Genomic DNA, 23,575 nt, shown 5'->3' with positions numbered 1-23,575 from the left:
TAGCGTAGCATCGACGGGTGGTTTCGCCCTAGACAGCCTGCAGGTGGTTCAGTCCCGCCGAATCACCACGAGATGCCGCTCACCTTCCACACCCGGCACGGTCAGCGCGTGAATCGCCTCGACCTTGAACCCATCGGGCACGCCGTCCAGCTCCTCGGCGGGATGCTTGCCCTTCATCGCCAGCCACACGCCACCCGGCGCCAGCAGGTGGCCGCCCCAGCCGAGCATGTCGGCCAGGCTGGCGAAGGCACGCGCGGTGATGCACTCGAACGTGCCCTCGACCTCTTCCACGCGGCTCTGCAGCGCGCGGCCGTTGGTCAGTTTCAGCGAACGGATGGCCTCGCGCAGGAATCGGACCTTCTTGCCGTTGGAGTCGACCATCAGCACCTCGCGCGCCGGCTCGGCGATGGCCAACGGAATACCGGGCAAGCCTGGGCCGGTGCCCAGATCGGCAAGAGTGCGGCCTTCCACGAAGGGAATGATCGCCAGCGAGTCGAGCAGGTGCCGCGTGACCATCTCGTCCGCGTTGCGCACCGCGGTGAGGTTATAGGCCGAGTTCCAGCGCTCCAGCAGCTCGCGGTAGTCGAGCAGACGGGAGACCGCATCCTCCGGGAGGGTGACACGGAGGGCGGCGATGCCGCGTTCGAGCTGGAATTTCAGGGCTTCGCGGGTGGTCATGTAGGAATGTATCGATCGTCGAGGACGTCATTATGCGTCAGGAGCGGAACAGATCTCTCAACGGGTTGCCAAGCTCTCGTTCCGATCGGAACATGCTCGGTATTACGTCCAGGACCGACGTTGAAACTCCTATGACCCATACGATCCCACCCGCCGAGTCATTGATCGTCGAATTCAAGAGCGACCGATCGCGCCTGGGTGATGACCAGCTAATCGATGCGATCGTAGGATTTGCGAACGCGCAGGGCGGCGAACTGTGGCTTGGTGTAGAGGACGACGGCACGCCAACTGGGCTGCACGCCGATCACATGAGGCTCGATGGCATGGCGGGGCTCGTGGCGTCACGGACGTCGCCTTCCGTGACGGTATCGGTCAGCGCCATCGAAGTATCAGGCACCACCGTTGCCCGCATCTTCGTGAGACCGTCTGTGGGAGAGGTGTGTACTAAGAGCGGAAAATACTTGCAAAGGCGGCTTAAGTCGGACGGAACGCCTGAGAACGCGCCCATGCTTCCCCACGAACGATCAAGCAGGGCAGCCTCGTTTGGCGAAATGGATGTCTCCGCGCATCCGGTAGCCAACAGCACGCTGGACGATTTCGATCCACTTGAAATAGAGCGACTTAGACAAAGCATCCGGCGGTACGGTGGCGACGAGAAGCTCTTGGAGCTCGATGACGAGGCCCTGGAAGGAGCGCTGGGGTTCTTTCGGGTACATGAGGGGACCCGCACGCCGACGCTGACCGGCATTCTCCTGATCGGCCGAGAAGAGTCGCTGCGCCGCCTGGTGCCGACGCACGAGCTTGCATTTCAGGTGCTTGATCGGGAGGCCGTTGAGTTCAACGAATTTCAACGCTTTCCATTGCTCAAAGCACTGAACTGGCTTGAGACCAATTTCCGGCCGTACAACCGGGAAAGGGAAGTACAGGTTGATCTCTTCCGCGTGCCGGTCCCGCTAGTCGACATGAATGCATTTCGCGAAGCCGTAGCGAACGCTTTGGTCCACCGTGATTACCATCGACGTGGTGCGGTGCACGTTCGCCTTGAAGACGATGCGCTGGCCGTCAGTAATCCCGGCGGCCTCGTAGATGGTGTCACGCTGGCTAATCTGCTCACCACCGAGCCCCGTCCACGAAACCCCTGTCTTGCCGATGCCATGAAAAGAATCGGGCTGGTAGAGCGATCGGGGCGAGGCGTCGATACGATTTACAGGGGTATGCTTCGTTTTGGCAGACCCGAACCTGCCTACGAGGTGACCGACAGCAGTGTGGCCTTGCGCATGTCAACGGTCGATCCCGACATGGCGTTCCTCAAGTTGATCATCGACGAAGAGGCGCGAACTAACCGCACGCTTCCCATCGATAGCCTGATTGCGCTTGCTTCTCTCAAAGATGCAAAGCGGCTTTCCGTAGAGGACATCGCGAAACGGATTCATCGAGATCCGGCTCGTGCCAAACGCACCCTTGAAGCCCTGGTTGAGGCGGGTCTTGTCGAGGCTCACGGGGGAACCCCGAGGACTCGTAGTTACATGCTCGCGGCTCGCCTGTACCACGTTACCGGCAAGCGCGCGGAGTTCACGCGGCAAGTCGGTTTTTCTTCGATCCAGCACGAACAGATGGCGCTCAACTTCGTGAAGCAGCACGGCCGAATCAGGCGATCGGACGTAATCGAGCTCTGCCGGATCACGCCTGAACAGGCTCGCCTGCTGCTGAAGAAGCTAAGAGACGAGGACGCACTTATTCAGCACGGAATGAGACGTGGGGCTTTTTATACGCTGGGGGAGGCGGGCTAGTCTCACCAGTTTCGAGATTTGAATTTGTCGTTTGAAGTTGCCACACACGCCCCTGGCCAGTTGCGTCACTGCATATGTGCCGCACTTTCAGCGAGTTGCGAATTGCTGAAGCTTCCTACGCGGAACATTCCCAAGGACTTTGAGGTTACGTTTGCGGTACCTGAAACAGTAAAGGCGGCCGTTGGCCGCCTCTGGATATCGTGCTTCGAAGCTATCAGGCCGCGTCGAGTTCGACGCGGGTCACCAGCATGCCGCGGGCACGCAGCGAACCGTTGACGGCGTGCTTGAGCTGGGTGCCGAAGGCGCGGCGATCGGCATGGTGAGCCGTGGCGGAGTCGCGCAGTGCGGCAACGACGTTGCTGCGGATCATTTCCGGCGCGTCGTCGATCACTTCATCGGCCGCTTCCGGCTCGAGGACCTGCCAGTACACCGTGCCGCCGTCGAAACGCAGCACCTGGCCACCGAGGTCGATCTTATGGGCAACGCGATCGATCACCGGGAGCACGACGTGCGTACCGGCGGTGAGCAGCGACGTGGCGCCGCCGAGACGGCGAACGCTGTAGACCTGACCCTCGGGAATGCGACGAACCGACGTCGCTGCAAGAGCGAAGGCGATGACGGTGGTGGCGATGAGGGCGGTGGTCAACATGGCTGCTACATCAATCGGTTATCGGCTATTCCTGTCGCATCGCATAGCGAGACACGCCATGACGATGATCGGTGAGGTGTTAATTCTAATTTAACGAGAGGGGTTAACGCTAGTTTTACGAACCACCTGTATTCAGTTAGCGGACGGTTTGGTCAAAACTTGAGCACTGGTCACCGTTTGACCACCGATTCCTGCGACCCGGCCGATGCAATGAGAAATTTCCTATAGCCTCTGGCCGTCGCGACCGGGCCTTTCGCCACACGCAGGGCGTAACAGCCCGACGCGTTGCTCTCCCGCCGGCAAATGATAATAATTATCAATTAGTCACTTGTCCGGCGCGTCCCATGAATGTCCTCGGTTGCCTGGCGGCGCTCATCGCCATGGCGCTTGCTTACCTCTGCTCGCGCAACCAGCGGCTGCTGGCTCGTCCCACCGGTCGAGCTGGCCGCATCGGAGCGTGGGTGTTCGCCGTGATGGCGCTGCTGGCATGGATCGCCGCCGAGACGTCGCTGCCAGGCGTCTTCGCCGCCCTGACGGCCCTGATGTTCGGCGCCGTGGCATGGCCCTACATCACCTGGCTGTTCCGGCCCGCCACCGAACGGAAGCCTCGCTGATGCTCGCCAAGACCTTCGCCGGCATCCTGCTCGGCCTGCCCCTCACGCTGGCGCTCATTTCCGTCGTGATCTGGATCTGGCCGGGCTCCAGCGAGGCGGTGACCCTGCCGGTGATGATGGCTTTCTTTCCGCTCTGGATCGGGATCATGGGCGCGACCTATATGTTCCGCAGCGGCCCCCGTGCCTGGGCCTGGCTGGCGGTCGCCAACCTGAGTGCCTTCGCGGCGCTGTGGGTGGCCAAACACACGCTGCCGGGGCTATGAGCCGATGAAAGCCTCCACGATCCGCACCTTCACCACCGTGCATACCTGGACCGGGCTGCTGGCCGGCTTCGCGCTGTTCATCGCGTTCTACGCGGGCGCGCTGACCATGTTCCACGACGAGATCGACACCTGGGCCGTGCCGCGTGCCGAGATGGCCCGGGCCGACGCGCTGGACCGCGCACACGTGATGCTCGCCGACATCGTCGCCAGACATCCCGCGGCAGGCGAAAGCATCGGCGTCACGTACCCGGCCGAACATCCGTCGCACGAAGTGGCGGCGTACTGGATGGAAAAGGACGGCAGCTGGCGCACCCAGTCGCTGGACGACACCGCGGCCCGCGATGCGGAAGACCACGAGCACGGTCTGGCCGACTTCATCTACGAGCTGCATTACGACCTCGGCATCCCCGCGATCGGTATCTACCTGATGGGCGTGGTCAGCATCATCTATGGGCTGGCCCTGCTGACCGGCGTGCTGATTCACCTGCCCAATCTCGTCCGCGAGATGTTCGCGCTGCGCCCGGGCCACAACCTGAAGCGGCTGTGGCAGGACGCGCACAACGTTATCGGTATTCTCAGTCTGCCTTTCCACATCATTTTCGCCGTCACCGGCGCGTTGCTCTGCCTGACCCTGGTGATGCTGGTCGCCTTCAACACGGTGGCCTTCGACGGCAAGCTCATGGGCGCGTTCGAGCGGATGACCAGCGCGTTGCCGGAGACGAAGGACAAGGGCGGCAGTGCCGTCATGCTGACCCCGGCCGAGCTGGGCGCGCGGGCACGGCAGGCCGCGATCGCCGCGGGCGCAGCGGATTTCGAGCCCGATTACATGCGCTACGTGCATTACGGTCATCAGGGGGCGGCGGCGGAAGTGCGCGGCACGTCGACCAAGACTCTGGGCGAGTACGGCATGGTCGCGCTCGATGCGGTGGACGGACACGTGATGAAGGTACAGGTGACCGGCGCCCGGGACGCGAACCACGCGACTTACTCGGCGATCTTCGGCCTGCACTTCGGTACCTTCGGTTCCCTGTCGCTGCGCTGGCTGTACTTCCTGCTGGGCCTCGCCGGCGCCTTCCTTTTCTATTCGGGCAACCTTCTCTACATAGAGACGCGCCGCAAACGCCGCCAGGCGGACCAGCCGATGAAGGTGCGTGCGATGGCCACCGCGACCGTCGGCGTGTGCATCGGCTCGTGCTTCGCCATCTCGTGCACCTTCCTGGGCAACCTGCTCGGAGGGCTCTCCGGCATCGAGGCCACGTCGCTGGTTCAGCCCGTGTGCTTCGCGACGTTTGCGCTCGCCATCCTGTGGACGTTCTGGCGCAAGCCGGCCAAAGCGGCCGTCGACCTGCTGTTCGCAACGGCGGCGGTCAGCGTGGCGGTGGGCGTTCTCGATATCGCGGTCCATCACGACCGCCTGGTGCGCATGCTGGGGGAAGGTCGCTATGAGGTCCTCGGCCTCGATCTGGTGGCCATCGCCATGGGCGCCGGATTCGCCTGGCTTGGCGTCGCCACGCGTCGCCGCGCGGTCGAAGGCGATCCCTGCAGCGTGTGGTCGTCGCGCCGCCGGGATCCCCAGCACGTGGCGACAAAGGCGCGGGAAGCCTGAGCGTCGCCCTGCGGCCGCGAGAGTCGCAGGGACTTTCGAAACGTCGGCATTTCCACGTAACGCGCGTTACTGAGCACGACAGTTATTAACGTTCGTGATGCAAAGCTCGCACACCGCTGCTGCACCGCCGCAAACGTTTACATACCAGTCAAGGCACTGACTGTATGCGCTTTTTTGGTGGTCTGCTCCAAGTGGTATCGCACTTCACATCATGTCGTACCGCAGTGCAGCAAGCGGTTGATTTCGCACGCTTTACAAGCTCCTATGAAAACGTTTACGTTCCGCGCCGTCAGCCCCGGGAGGGGCAGGGGTAAAGGGCGATAACCACGTGAGTGTGACGATCAAAGACGTCGCGAGAATGGCCAACGTATCGGTGGCCTCGGTATCTCGCGCCCTCAACGGACACGGCGGCGTCACGGCGGAAACGCAGAAGCGGATCCGCGATGTGGCCGCACGCCTGCGTTACGTGCCGCACAGCGGCGCCCGCAGCCTGATCACCCGTCGCACCCAGACCATCGGTGCGCTGCTTCCCGATCTGCACGGGGCGTTCTGGTCCGAACTGATCCGCGGCATCGATCTCGCCGCCCGCGCCCGTGGCCTTTATCTGCTGGTCTCCAGTTCCCACGGCGACTCCACCGAAGCCGCCATCGCCCTGCGCTCCATGCAGGGCCGGGTCGACGGCCTGCTGGTGATGTCCCCGCACGCCGATGAAGCCTTCCTCGACGAAAACCTTCCGGTGATCGTGCCGACGGTGCTGATCAACAGCCACGTCCGCTCGGAGCGCCAGGCGTCCCTCGACGTCGACGATTTCGGTGGTGCCCGCGCCATGGTCGAGCACCTGCTCGGGCTGGGTCGCAAGCGCATCGTGTTCATCGCGGGACCCGAGGTGAACCACGACGTGCAGGAACGATGCCGTGGTTATCGCACCGCGCTCGAAGCCGCCGGCCTCGGCGATCGTGCGTCGATCCTGCCCGGCGATTTCACCGAGGAATCGGGCTATCGCGCCGGTAAGCAGGCGCTTGCGATGGTGCCGCGCCCCGACGCGATCTTCGCCGCCAACGACATGATGGCGATCGGCTGCCTGTCCGCCCTGGCCGAAGCCAGGGTGCGCACGCCCGAAGACATCGCGGTGGCCGGCTTCGACGATATCCCGATGGCGCGTTATGTCTCGCCGCCGCTGACTACCGTGCGCATCCGGATCGCCGAACTCGGCGAAGCCGCGCTCGGCCGTCTTGCCGGAATGATCGAATCACCCGATGACGCGACGCCTGAACCGAGCGTCGTCGGCACCGAACTTGTCGTGCGCGCCTCGTGTGGCGGCAACGACACGGTAAGACGACGGGCCTGACCGGCCCTGACGCAACACGGCTTGCCGGGCCGTGGCTGGTTTACCAGGACGGCGACACACAGGACTTGCGCACATCCACCGGTCCGCCATGCGGATCGGGCGCCCACACGGGGGCAGAACGCTCTCAACGAAGAAAAGTGGCACGACCACCGCGTCACGACATCAACGTCGACCCCGTGAAAAGCGCCCTGCCGGGCCGGAACAACACACACAAAACGTTTGGGAGAGGGGAAACATGAAGGCCTCGATGCATTTGAAGAAAAAGTTGCTGGTCAGCGTTATCGCCGCCGCCGTCGCCACGGCCATCGCGCCGACCATGGTCATGGCGCAGAGCGCCAACGCGACCCTGCGCGGCAAGGCCACGCCGGGTGCGAACGTCACCGTATTCAACCCGCAGACGGGCCTGACCCGTCACGCGACGGCCGGCGCCGATGGTTCGTACACCATCAACGGCCTGCCACCGGCCACCTATCAGCTGGACGCCGGCCCGGGCACCGAGCAGAACATCACGCTCACCGTGGCTTCCACCGCGACGGTCAACATCGTCGCGCCGACCGCCGCTGCCGCCGCGCCTGCGGACGCAGCCAACGCCAAGCAGATGGAAGGCGTCTCGGTCGCCGCGACCACCATCCAGGAAGTGAAGACCCCGGAAGTCGGCCAGACGATCTCGCTGCACCAGATCGCGACCATCCCGCAGGCCTCGCGTAACTTCCTCGAATTCGCCGACACCGTGCCGGGCATGGTATTCAGCGTCGACGCGAAGGGCCGCACCTCGCTGCGAGGCGGTGCGCAGAACGACAGCGCCGGCAACGTGTACATCGACGGCGTCAGCCAGAAGAGCTACGTGAAGGCGGGCGGCGTGTCCGGCCAGAGCGACAGCCAGGGCAACCCGTTCCCGCAGCTGGCCATCGGCGAATACAAGGTCATCACCTCCAACTACAAGGCGGAGTACGACCAGGTTTCGTCCGCGGCAATCACCGCCGAGACCAAGTCAGGCACGAACGAATTCCACGGCGAGGTGTTCGGCACGTACACCAACGATGCCTTCCGTAACCGCACCCCGATCGAGAAGGACACCGACAACAAGGTGCCTTCCGAATCGAAGGAATACGGCTTCGCACTCGGCGGTCCGATCATCAAGGACCAGATGCACTTCTTCATCGCCTATGAGCAGAAGAAGTTCGATACGCCGATCTCGGTGGTACCGAACAGCATCAACTACGCCGGTGCCGTGGCTCCCCTGCTGCCCGCCAGCGTGCAGTCCGAACTCGGTTCGTCCAATCTGCCGTTCGACGAAAAGCTGTACTTCGGCAAGATCGACTGGGAACTCACCGACCGCGACCGCATCGAGGTGAGCACTCAGGTCCGTCGCGAGACGCAGACCTCGAGCATCGGCTCGGGCGTGACGGCATCGGCCGGTGTCGCTGTCGAGAACCACGATACGCGCGGCACCTTCAAGTGGGCCCACAGCGCTGACAGCTGGTACAACGAATTGATCTTCTCGTATGAGAATTCGTTCATCAACCAGGTCCCGTTGGTGGCAGGAAACGGCTACACCTACAGCTGGCAGCCGGATCCGAACAACCCCACGATCATCACCACCGGCTCCGCCGACCCTCGCGCGACGCAGACCAAGAGCCAGGAAGGTCCGAGCATCGCCGACAACTTCACCTTCAACGACCTGGAATGGCACGGCGACCACGTGGTCAAGCTGGGCTACAAGTTCAAGTCGATCGAACTGAAGGCCGCCGATGCGTCCGCGCAGAGCCCGCAGTTCTTCTACGACGTCAATCCGACGGGCACCTCGGCGCAACCCTGGCAGGTGTTCTATGCGTCGACGCTTCCGGGCCAGGACGGCGTGGCCAAGACGAACGCACGTCAGTACGGTGTGTTCGCACAGGACGACTGGACCGTCAACGATCACCTGACGCTGAACCTCGGTGTCCGCTGGGACTACGAAGTCAATCCGTCGTACAACAATTTCGTGACGTCGCAGCGTGTGCTCGATGCCATCAACTCGCCCAATCCGTACGCTGGCGCCACGCCCGGCGAAACGTACGGCGACGCGCTGGCCGCTGGCGGTGTGAATCTCAACAATTATGTGAGCAACGGCCATAACCGCAGCTCGTTCCGCGGCGCCTGGCAGCCCCGCCTGGGCTTCTCCTACGACCTGTTCGGCGACGAGGAACACGTCATTCACGGCGGTGCGGGCCGTGCGTACGACCGCAACCTGTATGACTACCTCCAGACGGAGGTGACCAAGCAGTCGCTGCCGCAGACCACGCTTCGCTTCAACATCCCGACGCATCCCTGCGATGTCACGTCGTCCACGTGCGTGCCGTGGAACCCCGAGTTCCTGAACGGTCAGAATGTCCTGCAGAACTACCTCGTCGGCGGCAATGCCGGTCAGGAAGTCGACATGCTGAACAACAAGCTCAAGGCGCCGCATACCGACCAGTACAGCCTCGGCATGTCGAACACGATCGGCGACTGGCTGACCGATGCCACCGTGTCGCGCATCCTCAGCAAGGACGGTTTCGCGTTCACGCTCGGCAATCGTTACCCGAACGGCGACTTCTTCCAGAACGGGACCCAGCCGTGGGATTACCCGATCCCGAACGTGGGCGGCCTGATCCTCGGCGACAACGGCATCGAAACACGGACCACGCAGGTACTCCTTTCCGCCCAGAAGCCGTACACGAAGGAATCGGGCTGGAGCACCAGCTTCTCCTACACGTTCTCGCACGCAAAGCAGAATCGCGACATCAACGAGCACTACTCGTTCGACGAAGCGACCATCGGCGACTACCCGTACATCACCTCCAACGCGGTGGCGAAACATCGCTTCGTCGGTACGGGCGCGATCGATCTTCCGTGGGGTATCAGCGGCTCGATCAAGCTGACCCTGGCCACGCCGCTGCCGAAGAACGCTGGCGCGTGCTACGGCCAGATCGAAGCCAACGGTGCGAGCTGCGTCCCGATGGCCGCCACGCCCACCGGTGCCAAGTTCCTGGTGGGCGGCGATATCTGGGGTTACCGCGACATCGACCTGCAGCTGACCAAGGACTTCGTCATCAACAAGGATACGAAGATCTATGCGCGCTTCGACGTTCTGAACGTCTTCAACTGGGCCAACTACGCCGATAGCGACTACCTCACCAACTGGGGCTCGAACGGTGAGCTCAACAGCCGTCCGGTGGCCGTCAACAAGAAGGGCAACATCACTTACCTTCCGCGTACCGCCCGCTTCACCGTCGGCCTGAAGTTCTGATCCACCTGGCGCATCCGGACCTCCGGATGCGCCATACTTTGGCGCCCGCGAGTCTCCCCGCGGGCGTTCTTTTGTTCCGGCGAGAAACAGTCCTTCGGGACTTTTATTTGCCTCGCGGCCGTAAACGTTTACGCGCGAAAGGATCCACGTCATGCAAGCCACCAAGTTCAAGCGTCTTTCCCTCGCACTGGGCGCACTGCTCGCCCTGGCAGCCCCGTTCGCCATGGCGCAGAACGCACCGATGAAGGTCAAGCACACCCCCTCCGTCGCCAGCCTGAAAGATCTGCACCCCGTTCCGCCGATGGTCGCCGACCTCGAGAAGCGCACCTTCCAGTGGTTCTGGGACAGCGGCAATCCGACCAACGGCCTGGTTCCCGATCACTACCCCACGCAGTCGTTCGCCTCCATCGCCTCGGTCGGTTTCGGCCTGACGGCGTACGGTGTCGGCGTCGAGCGCGGCTACATCACGCGGGACCAGGCGATCGACCGCACTCTGGCCACGCTGCGCTTCTTCAACGATGCGCCACAGAACGACAGCGAAGACGAAGCTACCGGCTTCCACGGATTCTTCTATCACTTCCTGAACATGGAGACGGGCAAGCGCGAGGCGCGCTGGGTCGAAGTCTCTACTGTGGACACGACGCTGCTGCTCGGCGGCGTACTGTTCGCGCAGAGCTACTTCGATCGCGACGACGCGAAGGAGAAGGAAATCCGCGATCTCGCCGACGCCATCTACCGGCGCGTGGAATGGCCGTGGGCACAGAACCACGGCGCGCTGATCAGCATGGGCTGGACGCCGGGCGGCAAGATGATTCCGCACGACTGGGCCGGGTACAACGAAGGCATGCTGGTCTATATCCTCGCGCTGGGCTCACCGACGCACCCGGTGGGCGACGATGCATGGCAGGCCTGGACGAAAACGTACGACAAGACCTGGGGTGAATTCCACGGGCAGACCTTCCTCAACTTCGCACCGATGTTCGGTCACCAGTACAGCCATACCTGGGTGGACTTCCGCGGCATCCGCGATGCCTGGGGTCGTTCGCACAATATGGATTACTTCGAGAACAGCCGTCGCGCGACTTACTCGCAGCAGGCGTATGCCGTCGCCAACCCGGGCGGCTGGAACGGTTACGGCAAGAACGTCTGGGGCCTCACGGCCAGTAACGGTCCCGGCGGCCTGATCATCAAGCAGGGCGACCGCGAGCGGACCTACCAGGGCTATACGGCTCGTGGTGCGGGCCTGGATTACATCTCCGACGACGGCACCATCGTGCCTACCGCCGCGGGCGGGTCGATCGCGTTCGCGCCGGAAATCGTGATCCCCGCGCTCGAAGAAATGAAGAAGAAGTACGGCGCGAACATCTACACGAAGTACGGCTTCGTCGATGCGTTCAACCTGACCTTCGATACGCACACCGACGTGCGCACGGGCCGGATCATTCCCGGCTTCGGCTGGGCCGATACCGTGCACCTGGGTATCGATCAGGGTCCCATCGTGCTGATGATCGAGAACTACCGCAGCGATTTCGTGTGGAGCGTGATGAAAAAGAACCCGTACGTCCGCAAGGGCCTGCAGCGCGCGGGCTTTACGGGCGGCTGGCTCGATGCGGAAACGGCCGCCAACCTATGGTGAAGCGCGCCGCCCGTCTGTTACGTATGACCGCGGCGCTGGTCCTTACCGGCGCCGCGGTGGCTGGCTGCGCGAAGCCGGAAGACGGTTCACGGACCCTGCAGTTCTGGACCATCGGTCGCGAAGGCGAAGCGGTGGCCAGGCTGCTGCCCGAGTTCGAGCGTGAACATCCCGGTCTGCATGTCGAAGTGCAGCAGCTGCCGCTGACGGCCGCGCACCAGAAGCTGCTCACCGCGTACGCGGGCGATTCGACGCCGGATCTCACTCAGCTCGGCAACACCTGGGTGCCCGAGATGGTGGCACTGGACGCGATCGAGCCGCTCGATGCACGCGTCGCCGCCTCGAAGGTGATCGATCCGAAGGATTACTTTCCCGCCATCTGGTCGACCAACGTCATCGACGGCACCCTGTACGGCGTGCCCTGGTATGTCGATACGAGACTTCTGTTCTATCGCAAGGACCTGCTGGCGAAGGTCGGCTACGACCACCCCCCGCGTGACTGGGCGGAGTGGAAGGCGATGATGGTCAAGCTGGCCCAGCCGGTGGGTCAGACATATGGCGTACTGTTGCCGACCAACGAATTCGAACAGCTGCTGTCGCTGGCCCTGCAGCAGGACGAGCCGCTGCTTCGCGATGGCGGTCGTTACGGCAACTTTCGCAGCGCCGGTTTCAGAAAGGCGCTGGGTTTCTACGTGTCGATGTTCAAGGACCAGCAGGCGCCGATGATGACCAATGTCGGCGTGGGCAACCCATGGGCCGCGTTCGGCCAGGGCTTCTACGCGTTCTACCTGTCCGGCCCGTGGAACATCGGCGAATTCCGCAAGCGGCTGCCACCGGAGCAGCAGGGCGACTGGGGGACCGTGGCCCTGCCGGGACCGAACGGACCGGGTGCGTCGAACGCCGGTGGTTCCAGCCTGGTGATCTTCCGTCGGTCGAAGCACAAGGACGACGCCTGGGCACTGGTCGAGTTTCTCTCGCGGCCGGCCATCCAGGAGCGCTTCTACCAGATCCTCGGCGACATGCCGCCGCGTCGCTCGTCGTGGGATGCCCCCGCGCTGAAGAACGACGACAAGGCCGCCGCCTTCCGCGATCAGCTCGACCGCGCCAAGCCGACTCCGCCCGTCGCGGAGTGGGAGCGCATCGTCACCGAGATGCAGCTGGTCGCCGCGCAGGCGTCGCATGGCGACATCTCCGTGGACGACGCGGCGGCGGAGATCGATCGTCGTGCGGACCGCCTGCTCGAGAAACGTCGCTGGATGCTCGACCACGGCCATAAGGCAAGCCCATGAATACGTCCCGTGCCGCCTGGTTGTTCATCACGCCCGCAATGATCGTGCTCGGCCTGTTCTTCCTGTTGCCGGTGATCGCCGCGCTGGTACTCTCGGTCACTGACTACGATCTCTACGCGCTCGCCGATATCCGCAACCTGCGTTTCGTCGCCTTGCAGAATTATTGGTCTCTGCTACAGCGTCCGTTGTTCTGGTCGGCGCTGGGCCATACCGTGTACTTCGTCGTGGTCGGTGTGCCGCTGTCGCTGATGGCGTCGCTCGGTGCCGCGATGCTGCTCAACTCGCCGCTGGCCCGCTTCAAGCCGTTCTTTCGTACGGCGCTCTTCGCGCCCGTGGTGACGACCGTGGTGGCCGTCGCCGTGATCTGGCGCTACCTGTTCAACACGAAGTACGGCCTGATCAACTACGTGCTCGACAACATCGGCCTGCCGACGGTGGACTGGCTCGGCGATCCGCACTGGGCCATGCCCACGATCATCCTGTTCGCCGTATGGAAGAACTTCGGCTACAACATGATCATCTTCATGGCGGGGTTGCAGGCGATTCCCGGCGATCTCTACGAAGCCGCACGCATCGATGGCGCCTCGGCGATGGCGCAGTTCCGTCACATCACGCTGCCGATGCTGAAACCGACGATGGTCATGGTCAGCATCCTCACGGTGTCGGGTTACTTCCAGCTGTTCGCCGAGCCGTATGTCATGACCGAAGGTGGCCCGTTGCAGAGCACCACATCGGTGCTGTACCTGATGTACGAAGAAGGCTTCAAGTGGTGGAACCTCGGCTCGGCTTCGGCCGTCGCCTTCATCCTGTTCGTGATCATGTTCGCGGTGACCGCCGCGATGCTTCGCCTGTCGAAGCAGGGAGAGCCGGCATGAGCCCGCGCATCGCAAAAGCGCTGATCAATGGCCTGCTGATCGGTGCGGCCGGTATCGCGATCGCGCCCTTGCTGTACATGCTCTCGGTGTCGTTCATGACGCCGGGCGAGGCCAGTGCATTGCCTCCGCCCGTCTTGCCGACACACTGGACCTTCGGCAACTATCGTCAGCTGTTCCTCAACGCGGGCATGGGTCGGTACCTGTTCAACAGCCTGCTGATCTCCACCGCGATCACCGTCGTGTCGCTCGCCTTCAACCTGATGGCCGGCTATGCGTTCGCCAAGCTGGAGTTCAGGGGTCGTCAGCGGATCTTTCAGATGCTGCTCGGCGCGCTGGTGATTCCGGCACAGGTGGCGATGCTGCCGTTGTTCCTCTTGCTGAAGTACATGGGACTGGTCAACACGTATGGCGCGGTCATCGTGCCGGCGCTGGCGACTATCTTCGGCATCTTCCTCGTTCGCCAGTATGCCAGCGGCATTCCGAACGATCTGATGGAGGCCGCCCGCATCGACGGTGCGGGCGAGTTCCGCATCTTCGCCACCATCGTCATGCCCCTGCTCAAGCCGATCATGGTCACGCTGGCGATCTTCACCTTCCTCGCCGCGTGGAACGATTTCATGTGGCCGCTGATCGCGCTGACGGGACAGGAGCATTACACGCTGCCCATCGCGCTGGCGTCGCTGTCGCGCGAACACGTGCAGGACAGCGAGCTGATGATGGCGGGTTCCGTCGTCACGATCCTGCCGGTGCTGGTGCTGTTTCTCGCCTTGCAGCGGTATTACCTCGAAGGCCTGCTGATGGGCAGCGTCAAGGGATAACTCGATGTCGCGTCTCGCACCGTTTTTGCTGGCTTTCGCGGGTTGCCTGCTCGTCCTGCCCGTCGCCGCGGCCGAAAGCGCACGTGTGCTGGACACTTTCGATACCGCGACGGGATGGAGCGCCACGCATACCGACGATGTCTCGGCATCGCTGCGTACCGTGGCTGGCACCCAGGGGCAGGCGATCTGCCTCGACTACGACTTCAACGGCGTATCCGGTGCGGCTTCCCTCAAGAAGCTGCTGCCGATCGATTTCCCGGAAGGCTTCGTCCTGCGCTTCGACGTGCGCGGACAGATGCCGCCGAACACGTTGCAGCTGAAGCTGATCGACGACACGGGCGACAACGTGTGGTGGTTCCAGAAGCCGTCCTTCGTGCCGACCGCATCGTGGCAGACGATCGAGGCGAGCAGCCGGCAGGTGGAGTTCGCGTGGGGCCCGGTCAGGGACCGCACCTTGCGGCACACGCGGGAAGTCGAGTTCGTCGTCTACAAGGAGAGCCTTCGCGACGGACTGCCGAACCGCGGATCGGTGTGCTTCGATAACCTGACGCTGAGCGCACGCCGGCCCGAGGCTGTGCCCGCGGCAGTGCCGACAGCCAATGCGGTGTTCGAAGCCAGGGCGAAACAGGTGCGGCGCGGTCTCTATCCGCGCGGGTTTTCGGGCGAACAGTCGTACTGGACGATCGTCGGCGTGGATGGTGGCAGCCGCGACTCCGCACTGATTTCCGAGGACGGGGCGGTCGAAGTCGCACGGGGTAGCTTTTCCGTCGAGCCGTTCCTGATCGACAACGGCAAGCTGCTTACGTGGGCCGACGTCACGACGACGCAGTCGCTGCGCGACCGCTACCTGCCTATGCCGTCGGTGCAGTGGAAGAAGGGCGACGTGTCGCTCACCACGAGCGCCTTCGCCCAGGGGGCGCCGGGCGCATCGCAACTGGTGGTGAGCTATCGCCTCGCCAATGACGGCGACGCGGCACGCGAGCTGACCCTGGCCCTGGCGGCGCGTCCGTTTCAGGTCAATCCGCCCACCCAGTTTCTCAATGCGCCGGGCGGAACGAGTCCGGTGCGCGACCTCGCCTGGGACGGTCATGCACTCACCGTCAACGGCGCGCGCAAGGTCATTCCCCTGCAGCCGACCTCGTCGTTCGTGGCAAGCGCCAGCCAGCCGACCACCCTGACCGAACGGCTGGATGCGGGCCAACGCCCGGTCGTCCGCTCGATCCATGCGGACGACGGGTTCGCACAGGGCGCGCTGCTGTATGACGTCCATGTGCCTGCACACGGGCATGTCGACCTCGGCGTCGTGATTCCCGTGAAGCAGACCGATGACGTGACGCTGCCGTCCAGCGCTGGGCAGTGGTTGTCGGCCCATGCGGATGCGGTCGCGGCGCTATGGCGCGACAAGCTCGACCGTGTCGATGTGCGCGTGCCCGCGCAGGCGCAGCCCGTGGTCGACACGCTGCGGAGTGGCATCGCGCAGATCCTGATATCCCGTGACGGTCCGGCGCTGCAACCGGGCACGCGCTCGTATTCGCGCACCTGGGTACGCGATGGCGCGATGATGCTCGAAGGCCTGCTGCGCACAGGCCACGAAGATGTCGCGGCCGAGTTCGTCCGCTGGTACGCACCGCATCAGTTTTCGAACGGAAAGGTGCCCTGTTGCGTCGATGCGAGGGGCTCCGACCCCGTACCTGAGAACGACAGCCAGGGTGAACTGATCTTCAGCATCGCCGAATTGTGGCGTTACACGCACGATCGCGAGGCTCTCGACGCGCTGTGGCCGCACGTGACTCGCGCCGTCGCGTACATGGAAACGTTACGGGCCAGCGAACGACAGTCCACACGTCTGCAGGGTCCGGACCGTGCGCTGTACGGCCTGATGCCTGCATCGATCAGCCACGAAGGCTATTCGACCAAGCCGATGCATTCGTACTGGGACGACTTCTGGGCGCTCAAGGGTTACGACGACGCGGTCGATCTTGCCGGCGTACTCGGACATGCCGAAGAGCAGGCATCGTTCCGCCGTTCACGCGATCAGTTCCGCGGCGACCTGCATGCATCGATCGCCGCGGCGGTGAAGGAAAAGGGCATCGACTTCATTCCCGGCTCGGCGGAGCTGGGTGACTTCGATGCGACCTCGACGACCATCGCCTTGTCACCGGGTGGCGAGCAGGCACGCCTGCCGAAGGCACTGGTCGACGCCACGTTCGAGACGTATTGGCAGAGCTTTGTCGCGCGACGCGACGGCAAGACCGCCTGGAAGGACTACACCCCTTACGAGTTGCGCACGATCGCCAGCTTTGTCCGGCTTGGCTGGCGCGACCGGGTGGGCGACCTCATCGCCTTCTTCTTTGCGGACCGTCGTCCGGCCGCGTGGAATCAATGGGCGGAGGTGGTCGGGAGAGATCCGCGCGAGCCTCGCTTCGTTGGCGACATGCCGCACGCGTGGATCGCCTCGGACTATGTGCGCTCGGCGCTCGATCTGTTCGCCTATGACCGCGCGGCGGATCGGTCGGTGGTGGTCGCCGCCGGTGTGCAGCCTGACTGGCTGGCGGGCGAGGGCATCGCGATCCGGGATCTGCGCACGCCCTATGGGCGCTTCGGGTACACGTTGAAGGCGACGCATGGGAAAGCCGTGCTGACCATCACCCAGCCGATCGACCCGCCGGGCGGGGTGGTCTTGTCATTACCTTCGGGAGAGGTGAAGGTGGAGAAGGGCCGGACGAGCCTGACCGCGCCGCTTCAGTGAGTCGCCACGCGAGTCCGCAGCAGCGCATCCACCGCCTGCTGCCACTCCGCCGAACCCGGCGCCGCCTGCGGCGCTTCCTGACCGAGCTTGGTATTCACCGCCTGATTCCACGCCGGAGTCTCGGGCCGGGGGCCGTGCCCGTCATCACTGACCGCCAGCGTCCTGTCGACCCAGGCATACCATTCGGGCGAGCCCAGAGCCGCGTTGGCCGGGGCTGTCTTGCCGGGAGCGGGCGTGCCGTCCGACGGGGCGGAGGCTGCGGCCGAGGACGTCGCGGCCGCGGGAGCACCGGACGCCGCCTCCGGTGAAGACGGCGAACAGGCGGCGATGATCAATGCCGCACTGAGGGGCACGATGGTGAGCAAAAAGCGCATGGGCAATGAAACCTTCGCGAATGCGTAGGGGGCCGATCGTAGCTAGGCCTTCCCGTCCGCCGGTTAAACGGCGGAGGGAACTCACGGCATTTGTTCAGTTTCGGATCATCCCCGAATCAGAACTTACCGGCGCGAAAATCGGCGATCGCCTCGTGAATCTGTGCCGGCGTATTCATGACGAACGGGCCGTAGCGGGCAACCGGCTCGTCCAGCGGCCGCCCCGCCACGAGAAGGACACGCGCGGCTTCACCGGCGGCGACGCTGACCGTATCTCCCTTCGAGAGCACGGCCAGTTCGCTGCGCGCCAGCGGCCCGCCCGCGACCGTCGCCGAGGTGCCGTCGAAAACGTAGGCGAACGCACTGTGCCCCTCGGGGAGGCTGAGATCGAAACGGGCGCCTGCGTCGAGGGCGATGTCCAGATAGACCGGCTGGGTGGCGATGCCCGATACGGGTCCCGTCGCGCCAGCCAGTTCACCGGCGACCACGCGAACCGTCACGCCATCGGCAGGTTGCACGACCGGAATGTCGCCGGGCGGAATGTCCTGGTAACGCGGGGCGATCATCTTGTCCGAGGCGGGCAGGTTCACCCACAGCTGGAAGCCCCACATGAGGCCGGCTTCCTGCTGCGGCATCTCGGAGTGAATCAGGCCGCTACCGGCGGTCATCCACTGGACGCTGCCGGGACCGAGGTCACCGCGATTGCCCTTGTTGTCGCCATGCTGCATGCGACCGGCGAGCATGTACGTCACGGTTTCGAAGCCGCGATGCGGGTGGTCCGGAAAGCCTTCGATGTAGTCGCCCGCCTGATCCGAGCGAAATTCATCCAGCAGCAGGAACGGGTCGAGCATGTCGAGGGCCGGCTGGCCAATGACACGCTTCAGCTTCACGCCGGCGCCGTCGGCGGTATCCATGCCGCGCACGCGGCGGACGATGGTTCGTTGGGTCATGACGGTGCTCCGGATGCGATCGTTACAAGATGCCGGTATTCACACGGGAGACCAAGTCGTCTGACAAGAACGGACTGTTCCGCGAATGGCTGCACTGCCGCACGGATCGCAGTCAGGGCCGGCGATGCGCTCAGTGCACCCAGTGTCCGGAACGCTGCCGCGGCGGACCGTCGTCGTTCTCGCCGCGCGGGCGGGTCATCGCCTTGAGCTCGTCTTCGGTCGGGCCGTTGGTCCGCCAGTACTCACCGACGGCATTGAGCACCTCGGGCAGCTGACCCAGGCATTCGTCGTATTCGTCGTCGGTCAGTTTCTCGAACTCCGCATCCGCCTGCAGCACGCCCTCATCGACCGCCAGGGCCATGATCGGTCCCAGCAGCTGCATCAGATTCGCGTCTTCGGCCAGGCGGTTTTCCCAGAGCTGCGCACGCATGTCGATGCCGCGGCTGAAACCTTCGCACCAGCCAGCCGCCGACAGCATCGGGCCATCCTCGGTGTCGATTTCACCGAGAATCGGCTCGTAGGCGTCGACGTCGAGCTCGGCGCTGATCGAATCGTTGAGCTTGGCGAGCAGGGCGAGCACGGCATTGCCTTCGTCTTCGTCCTCGAAGGCGTCGTGCAGCACTTCGTGCAGCCATTCCTCGGGCTTGACCTCGAGCGGACCGACCGCGATCGCCGACAACAGGCCATGGACGCCGTCGAGCATCAGATCGCCGTCGTTGCCGTGGGCGCGGAGATAGATGTCGAGTTTTTCGAGCTCGGCGTCATCCAGCGAGCTCGGCCATTCGGACTTGGGTGTGTTCAAAGCTTCAACTCCAGCGCGACGGGCGCGTGGTCGGACGGCTGTTCCCACGTGCGCGGTGCCTTGTCGATGATCGACGAGGTCGCCAGGGATTTGAGCGCATCACTGATCAAGATGAGGTCGATCCGCAGACCGAGGTTGCGGCGGAATCCCGCCTGGCGGTAATCCCACCAGCTGAAAAGGCCCGCATCTTCGTTGAAAAGACGGAAACTGTCGTGAAGACCGACGTCCAGCAGCGCCTGCAGGGCGGCGCGTTCCGGCGGCGAGCAGAAGATGTCCTCGCCCCATGCCACGGGATCGTAGACATCGCGGTCGTCGCGGCAGATGTTGAAATCGCCGAGAACGATCAGCTTCTCGTGCCTGGCGCGCTCGGCCTCGAGGAAATCACGTACCCGCGCCAGCCAGTGCAGCTTGTAGGTGTACTTCTCGTCACCCAGCGCTTTGCCGTTGACCACATACAGGTTCACGACGCGGATGTCGCCGACGGTAGCCGCCAGGATCCGGCGCTGCGGATCGTCCAGACCGTCGATGTCGGTGACGACATCGGTCAGCTCCTCTCGGGCGAGGATGGCGACGCCGTTATAGGTCTTCTGCCCTGAGAACACCGAGCGATAGCCCATCGCGGCGATTTCGTCCGCCGGGAACTTGTCGTCGGTGAGCTTGGTTTCCTGCAACGCCAGGATGTCGGGCCGCGCCTCCCCCAGCCATTGCTGGACATGGGGCAGGCGGACCTTGAGCGAGTTGACGTTCCACGACGCGATCTTCATCGCGCCATTGTAAAGGAAAGCCGCGCGCGGCTAGGGCGGTGGACGCCAGCTCCCGCCGGGACTTCAGGCCAGGCCGTAGCTCTTCAGCAGAGCGTCGGGCTGCGGTTCCCGGCCGCGGAACGCCGTGAACGACGCCAGCGCCGGCCGGGTCGAGCCGACCGCCAGCACTTCCTTGCGGAACCGCTCGCCGGTCGCCCGGTCAAGCACGCCAGCTTCCTCAAAGGGCTCGAACGCGTCGGCGGACAGGACCTCGGCCCACAGGTAGCTGTAGTACCCGGCCGAATAGCCGCCGGCGAAGACGTGGGTGAAGGCGTGCGGAAAACGCTGCCAGGCCGGCGGATGCAGCACGGCCACTTCATGCCGAACTTTCTCCAGCACGTCCATCGGACGGGCGCCGACGGCCGGGTCGTATTCCAGATGCAGCAGGAAATCGAACAGGCCGAACTCCAGCTGCCGGACCAGGAACAAGCCGGCGTGGAAGTGGCGCGCGTCGAGCATCCGCTGGTACAGCTCATCCGGAAGCGGCTCGCCCGTCTCGTAATGGCGTGCGAATTCGCGCAGGGCCTGACGATCCCAGGCGAAGTTTTCCATGAACTGACTGGGCAGTTCCACGGCATCCCATTCCACGCCCTCGATGCCGCTGATGGACGGAATATCCACCTCGGTCAGCATGTGATGCAGACCATGGCCGAACTCGTGGAAGAGGGTGAGCACGTCGTCGTGGGTGAGCAGCGCCGGCGCGCCATCGGTCGGCGGCGGGAAGTTGCAGGTCAGGTAGGCGATCGGCAGCTGCAGCTGCTCGCCGTCGCGGAAACGCGAGGCTGCCACGTCCATCCAGGCGCCGCCGCGCTTGCCCGAGCGCGCGTACATGTCGAGGTAGGCACCGGCGAATACGCTGCCGTCGGCATTGACCACGTCGTAGTACTTCACATCCTTGTTCCACGTGTCCACGTCGTCGCGCGGCACGAAGCGGACGCCGTACAGACGCTCCACCACCATGAACAGGCCGTCGATGGCTGCGGAGGCCGGGAAGTACGGCTTGATCTGTTCCTCGTCCAGGGCATAACGCTGCTGGCGCAGACGCTCGGCGGCGAAGCCGACGTCCCACGGCTCGAGGTTGTCGATCTTCAGTGTCTCGGAGGCGAAGTGGCGGAGCTCTTCCAGTTCCTTCTTCGCGACCGGCCTGGCCCGCGCGGCGAGGTCGCGCAGGAAGCGCAGCACGACCTCGGGCGAGGTGGCCATCTTGGTCGCCAGCGATTCTTCGGCGGCGTTGGCAAAGCCGAGCAGCTGGGCGGCCTCGTGGCGCAGCGCGACGATCTTCTCGATGCGCCCGGAGTTGTCGAACTTGCCCTTGTCCGGGCCCTGGTCCGAGGCGCGGGTCTGGTAGGCGTAGTAGACGGCCTCACGCAGATCGCGGTTTTCGGCGTAGGTCAGCACGGCCTGCACGCTGGGCTGTTTCAGGGTGACGAGGTAGCCGTCGAGTTTTTCTTCCCGTGCGTATTCGCGCAGCACCGCACGGCCCGACGCCGGGATACCGGCCAGGTCGCGTTCGTCGGTGATGTGCTTGTGCCAGGCCTCGGAGGCATCGAGCACGGCGTTTGAAAACTCGGTGGTCAGCCGCGACAGCTCGACGCCGATCTCGCGGAAACGGGTGCGCGCAGGCTCTTCGAGCGCGACGCCGGACAGGCGGAAATCGCGCAGCGCGTGCTCGACGGCCGCGCGCTCGGCGACCGGCAGCTCCGCGAAATCCGCACGGTCGGCCACGGCCTGCACGGCGGCGTAGAGGTCGCGGTTCTGGCCGACTTCCATGCCATGCTCGGTGAGCTTTTCTTCCGCGGCGCCATGCGCCTTGCGCAGCGCTTCGGAGTCGGCGACGGAGTGCAGGTGACTGACGGGCGACCAGGCGCGCGACATGGTCTGGTCGAGGCGCTCCTGGGCCAGGATCACGTGCTCGAAGTCGCGCGGCGCATCGGCCGCCGCGATGGCATCGATAGCGGCACGTTCGGCGGCGATCAGGCTGTCGATGGCCGGCTCGACATGTTCCGGACGGATGGCCGAGAACGTCGTCAGGCCGTTCGGATCAAGAAGCGGGTTGGTGCTGGTATCCATGGTCGATCTCCTCTCAGGCACCCAGCGTGGAGCCCTGAGGGAGGCAAATCAAGCGGCAGTGCGTCGCGCCGGACGCAACGTTCAGGGCCGGTCAGGCCAGGTAGTCGTCTTTCAGGCGCACATAGTTGGCGGCCGAGTAATAGAGCTGTTCGACCTGCTTGTCGCTCAGCACGCGGACCAGCTTGCCGGGATTGCCCAGCCAGAGTTCGCGCTCGCCCACGATCTTCCCCGGCGGGATGACCGTCCCCGCGCCGACGAAGCCGTATTTCTTCACGACCGCGCCGTCGAGCACGGTCGCGTGCATGCCGATCAGGCAGGCATCCTCGATGATGCAGGCGTGGATGACCGCCCCATGGCCGATGGTGACGTCCTCACCGATGATCGTCGGGAAGCCGCCCGGGCTGTATGGGCCGTCGTGCGTGACGTGAATGATCGCGCCATCCTGCAGATTGCTGCGCGCACCGATGCGGATGTGGTGCACGTCACCGCGGGCCACCGCGCCGGGCCAGACCGAGACATCGTCGGCCAGTTCGACATCGCCGATAACCGTGGCGGCCGGGTCGACATATACGCGGGCGCCAAGGCGGGGAAGGATGCCCTTGAAGGGCCGGATCGAGTGGGTCATGGCGCGATTCTAAACCCTCGCGCCATCGGCCCGCCCGGCCGGTTACATGAACGAGCCGCCGATGATCCGGCCTTCGGCGTCCAGCTTGGGGAAGTAACGGCTGTTGTTCTGGCGCATTTCCCGGGTGCTCATCATGTCCGGAGTGACCAGCGTGACATCGGGATAGGCCGCGTGGAACTGCGCGGGCGTCGGCTTCGTGGCGATGAACGCGTCGAAGGCTTTCATGTCGGTGACGAATCCGGCGACAGGTTTCGGCTGAGCGGCCGGAGCGGTCTGGCAGGCCACGAGGGCTGCGGCGCCGAGCACGGCGGTGAAAAAGAGAACAGCGAGACGATGCATGGGGCGAGGCTCCTTGCCTGGGGGAGCGTGGA

At 64.2% G+C, this 23,575-nt stretch carries 20 protein-coding genes; 11 read left to right on the top strand and 9 right to left on the bottom strand.

Annotation, left to right across the window (positions count from 1 at the left end):
• Positions 1-48: 48 nt before the first annotated feature.
• Positions 49-678, bottom strand: coding sequence for a 16S rRNA (guanine(527)-N(7))-methyltransferase RsmG (gene rsmG / locus B5X73_RS09920; RefSeq protein WP_079521548.1), 630 nt, complete (start codon positions 676-678; stop codon positions 49-51).
• A gap of 131 nt (positions 679-809) precedes the next feature.
• On the opposite strand from rsmG, the gene B5X73_RS09915 reads away from it, so the two are divergent.
• Positions 810-2,468 carry an ATP-binding protein gene (locus B5X73_RS09915; RefSeq protein WP_079521547.1) on the top strand — a complete coding sequence of 553 codons (1,659 nt, stop codon included), beginning with the start codon at positions 810-812 and terminating at the stop codon, positions 2,466-2,468.
• Positions 2,469-2,682: 214 nt separating this feature from the next.
• Here B5X73_RS09915 and B5X73_RS09910 read toward each other — a convergent pair whose 3' ends face one another.
• Positions 2,683-3,117 (bottom strand): SPFH domain-containing protein, encoded by a 435-nt coding sequence (locus tag B5X73_RS09910; protein WP_079521546.1) that lies wholly within the window; start codon positions 3,115-3,117, stop codon positions 2,683-2,685.
• A gap of 344 nt (positions 3,118-3,461) precedes the next feature.
• Here B5X73_RS09910 and B5X73_RS09905 point away from each other — a divergent pair, with 344 nt between their 5' ends.
• From B5X73_RS09905 to B5X73_RS09860, 10 genes are all read left to right on the top strand, one after another.
• A complete protein-coding gene (locus B5X73_RS09905) occupies positions 3,462-3,731 on the top strand; it encodes a hypothetical protein (protein ID WP_079521545.1) in 270 nt (89 codons plus the stop codon).
• Positions 3,731-3,994, top strand: coding sequence for a hypothetical protein (locus B5X73_RS09900; RefSeq protein WP_079521544.1), 264 nt, complete (start codon positions 3,731-3,733; stop codon positions 3,992-3,994). The genes B5X73_RS09905 and B5X73_RS09900 overlap by 1 nt, the downstream gene beginning before the upstream one ends.
• A gap of 4 nt (positions 3,995-3,998) precedes the next feature.
• Positions 3,999-5,600, top strand: coding sequence for a PepSY-associated TM helix domain-containing protein (locus tag B5X73_RS09895; RefSeq protein WP_079521543.1), 1,602 nt, complete (start codon positions 3,999-4,001; stop codon positions 5,598-5,600).
• 328 nt (positions 5,601-5,928) lie between these two features.
• Positions 5,929-6,948, top strand: coding sequence for a LacI family DNA-binding transcriptional regulator (locus tag B5X73_RS09890; RefSeq protein WP_036108917.1), 1,020 nt, complete (start codon positions 5,929-5,931; stop codon positions 6,946-6,948).
• Between the two features lie 247 nt (positions 6,949-7,195).
• Positions 7,196-10,219 carry a TonB-dependent receptor gene (locus tag B5X73_RS09885; RefSeq protein WP_254857268.1) on the top strand — a complete coding sequence of 1,008 codons (3,024 nt, stop codon included), beginning with the start codon at positions 7,196-7,198 and terminating at the stop codon, positions 10,217-10,219.
• Positions 10,220-10,370: 151 nt separating this feature from the next.
• Positions 10,371-11,855, top strand: a complete 1,485-nt coding sequence (locus B5X73_RS09880; protein WP_079521541.1) for a glucoamylase family protein — start codon at positions 10,371-10,373, stop codon at positions 11,853-11,855.
• On the top strand, positions 11,849-13,141 hold the full coding sequence (locus B5X73_RS09875) for a sugar ABC transporter substrate-binding protein (RefSeq protein ID WP_079521540.1): 1,293 nt from the start codon (positions 11,849-11,851) through the stop codon (positions 13,139-13,141). Before B5X73_RS09880 ends, B5X73_RS09875 begins: the two co-directional genes overlap by 7 nt.
• The gene (locus B5X73_RS09870; RefSeq protein WP_036108921.1) at positions 13,138-14,016 is read left to right on the top strand and encodes a carbohydrate ABC transporter permease; all 879 of its coding nucleotides are present in this window, start codon (positions 13,138-13,140) and stop codon (positions 14,014-14,016) included. Before B5X73_RS09875 ends, B5X73_RS09870 begins: the two co-directional genes overlap by 4 nt.
• The gene (locus tag B5X73_RS09865) at positions 14,013-14,834 is read left to right on the top strand and encodes a carbohydrate ABC transporter permease (protein WP_043696916.1); all 822 of its coding nucleotides are present in this window, start codon (positions 14,013-14,015) and stop codon (positions 14,832-14,834) included. The genes B5X73_RS09870 and B5X73_RS09865 overlap by 4 nt, the downstream gene beginning before the upstream one ends.
• 4 nt (positions 14,835-14,838) lie before the next feature.
• The gene (locus B5X73_RS09860) at positions 14,839-17,583 is read left to right on the top strand and encodes a glucosidase family protein (RefSeq protein ID WP_079521539.1); all 2,745 of its coding nucleotides are present in this window, start codon (positions 14,839-14,841) and stop codon (positions 17,581-17,583) included.
• Here the strand turns inward: B5X73_RS09860 and B5X73_RS09855 are convergent.
• The 7 genes from B5X73_RS09855 to B5X73_RS09825 all read right to left on the bottom strand — a co-directional run bounded on the left by B5X73_RS09855 (position 17,577) and on the right by B5X73_RS09825 (position 23,543).
• Positions 17,577-17,957 carry a hypothetical protein gene (locus B5X73_RS09855; protein WP_036108925.1) on the bottom strand — a complete coding sequence of 127 codons (381 nt, stop codon included), beginning with the start codon at positions 17,955-17,957 and terminating at the stop codon, positions 17,577-17,579. The two genes, B5X73_RS09860 and B5X73_RS09855, sit on opposite strands and share 7 nt — an antisense overlap.
• Positions 17,958-18,073: 116 nt before the next feature.
• Complete coding sequence (locus tag B5X73_RS09850; RefSeq protein ID WP_079521538.1) at positions 18,074-18,904, bottom strand: pirin family protein; 831 nt, start codon at positions 18,902-18,904, stop codon at positions 18,074-18,076.
• 130 nt (positions 18,905-19,034) lie between these two features.
• Positions 19,035-19,706: a YecA/YgfB family protein gene (locus B5X73_RS09845; RefSeq protein ID WP_036108931.1), complete on the bottom strand. Its 672-nt coding sequence runs from the start codon at positions 19,704-19,706 to the stop codon at positions 19,035-19,037.
• Positions 19,703-20,470 carry an exodeoxyribonuclease III gene (gene xth / locus B5X73_RS09840; protein ID WP_043696909.1) on the bottom strand — a complete coding sequence of 256 codons (768 nt, stop codon included), beginning with the start codon at positions 20,468-20,470 and terminating at the stop codon, positions 19,703-19,705. Before xth ends, B5X73_RS09845 begins: the two co-directional genes overlap by 4 nt.
• Positions 20,471-20,533: 63 nt before the next feature.
• Positions 20,534-22,579, bottom strand: a complete 2,046-nt coding sequence (locus B5X73_RS09835; protein ID WP_079521537.1) for a M3 family metallopeptidase — start codon at positions 22,577-22,579, stop codon at positions 20,534-20,536.
• 91 nt (positions 22,580-22,670) lie between these two features.
• Positions 22,671-23,204 (bottom strand): gamma carbonic anhydrase family protein, encoded by a 534-nt coding sequence (locus B5X73_RS09830; RefSeq protein WP_079521536.1) that lies wholly within the window; start codon positions 23,202-23,204, stop codon positions 22,671-22,673.
• 42 nt (positions 23,205-23,246) lie between these two features.
• On the bottom strand, positions 23,247-23,543 hold the full coding sequence (locus B5X73_RS09825; RefSeq protein WP_079521535.1) for a hypothetical protein: 297 nt from the start codon (positions 23,541-23,543) through the stop codon (positions 23,247-23,249).
• Between the last annotated feature and the right edge of the window lie 32 nt (positions 23,544-23,575).

The organism is Luteibacter sp. 22Crub2.1 (genome assembly GCF_900167995.1).
Taxonomy (GTDB): Bacteria; Pseudomonadota; Gammaproteobacteria; order Xanthomonadales; family Rhodanobacteraceae; genus Luteibacter; species Luteibacter mycovicinus.
Note: the sequence above shows the minus strand (reverse complement) of the source record. Positions and strands in the feature narration are given on the sequence as shown.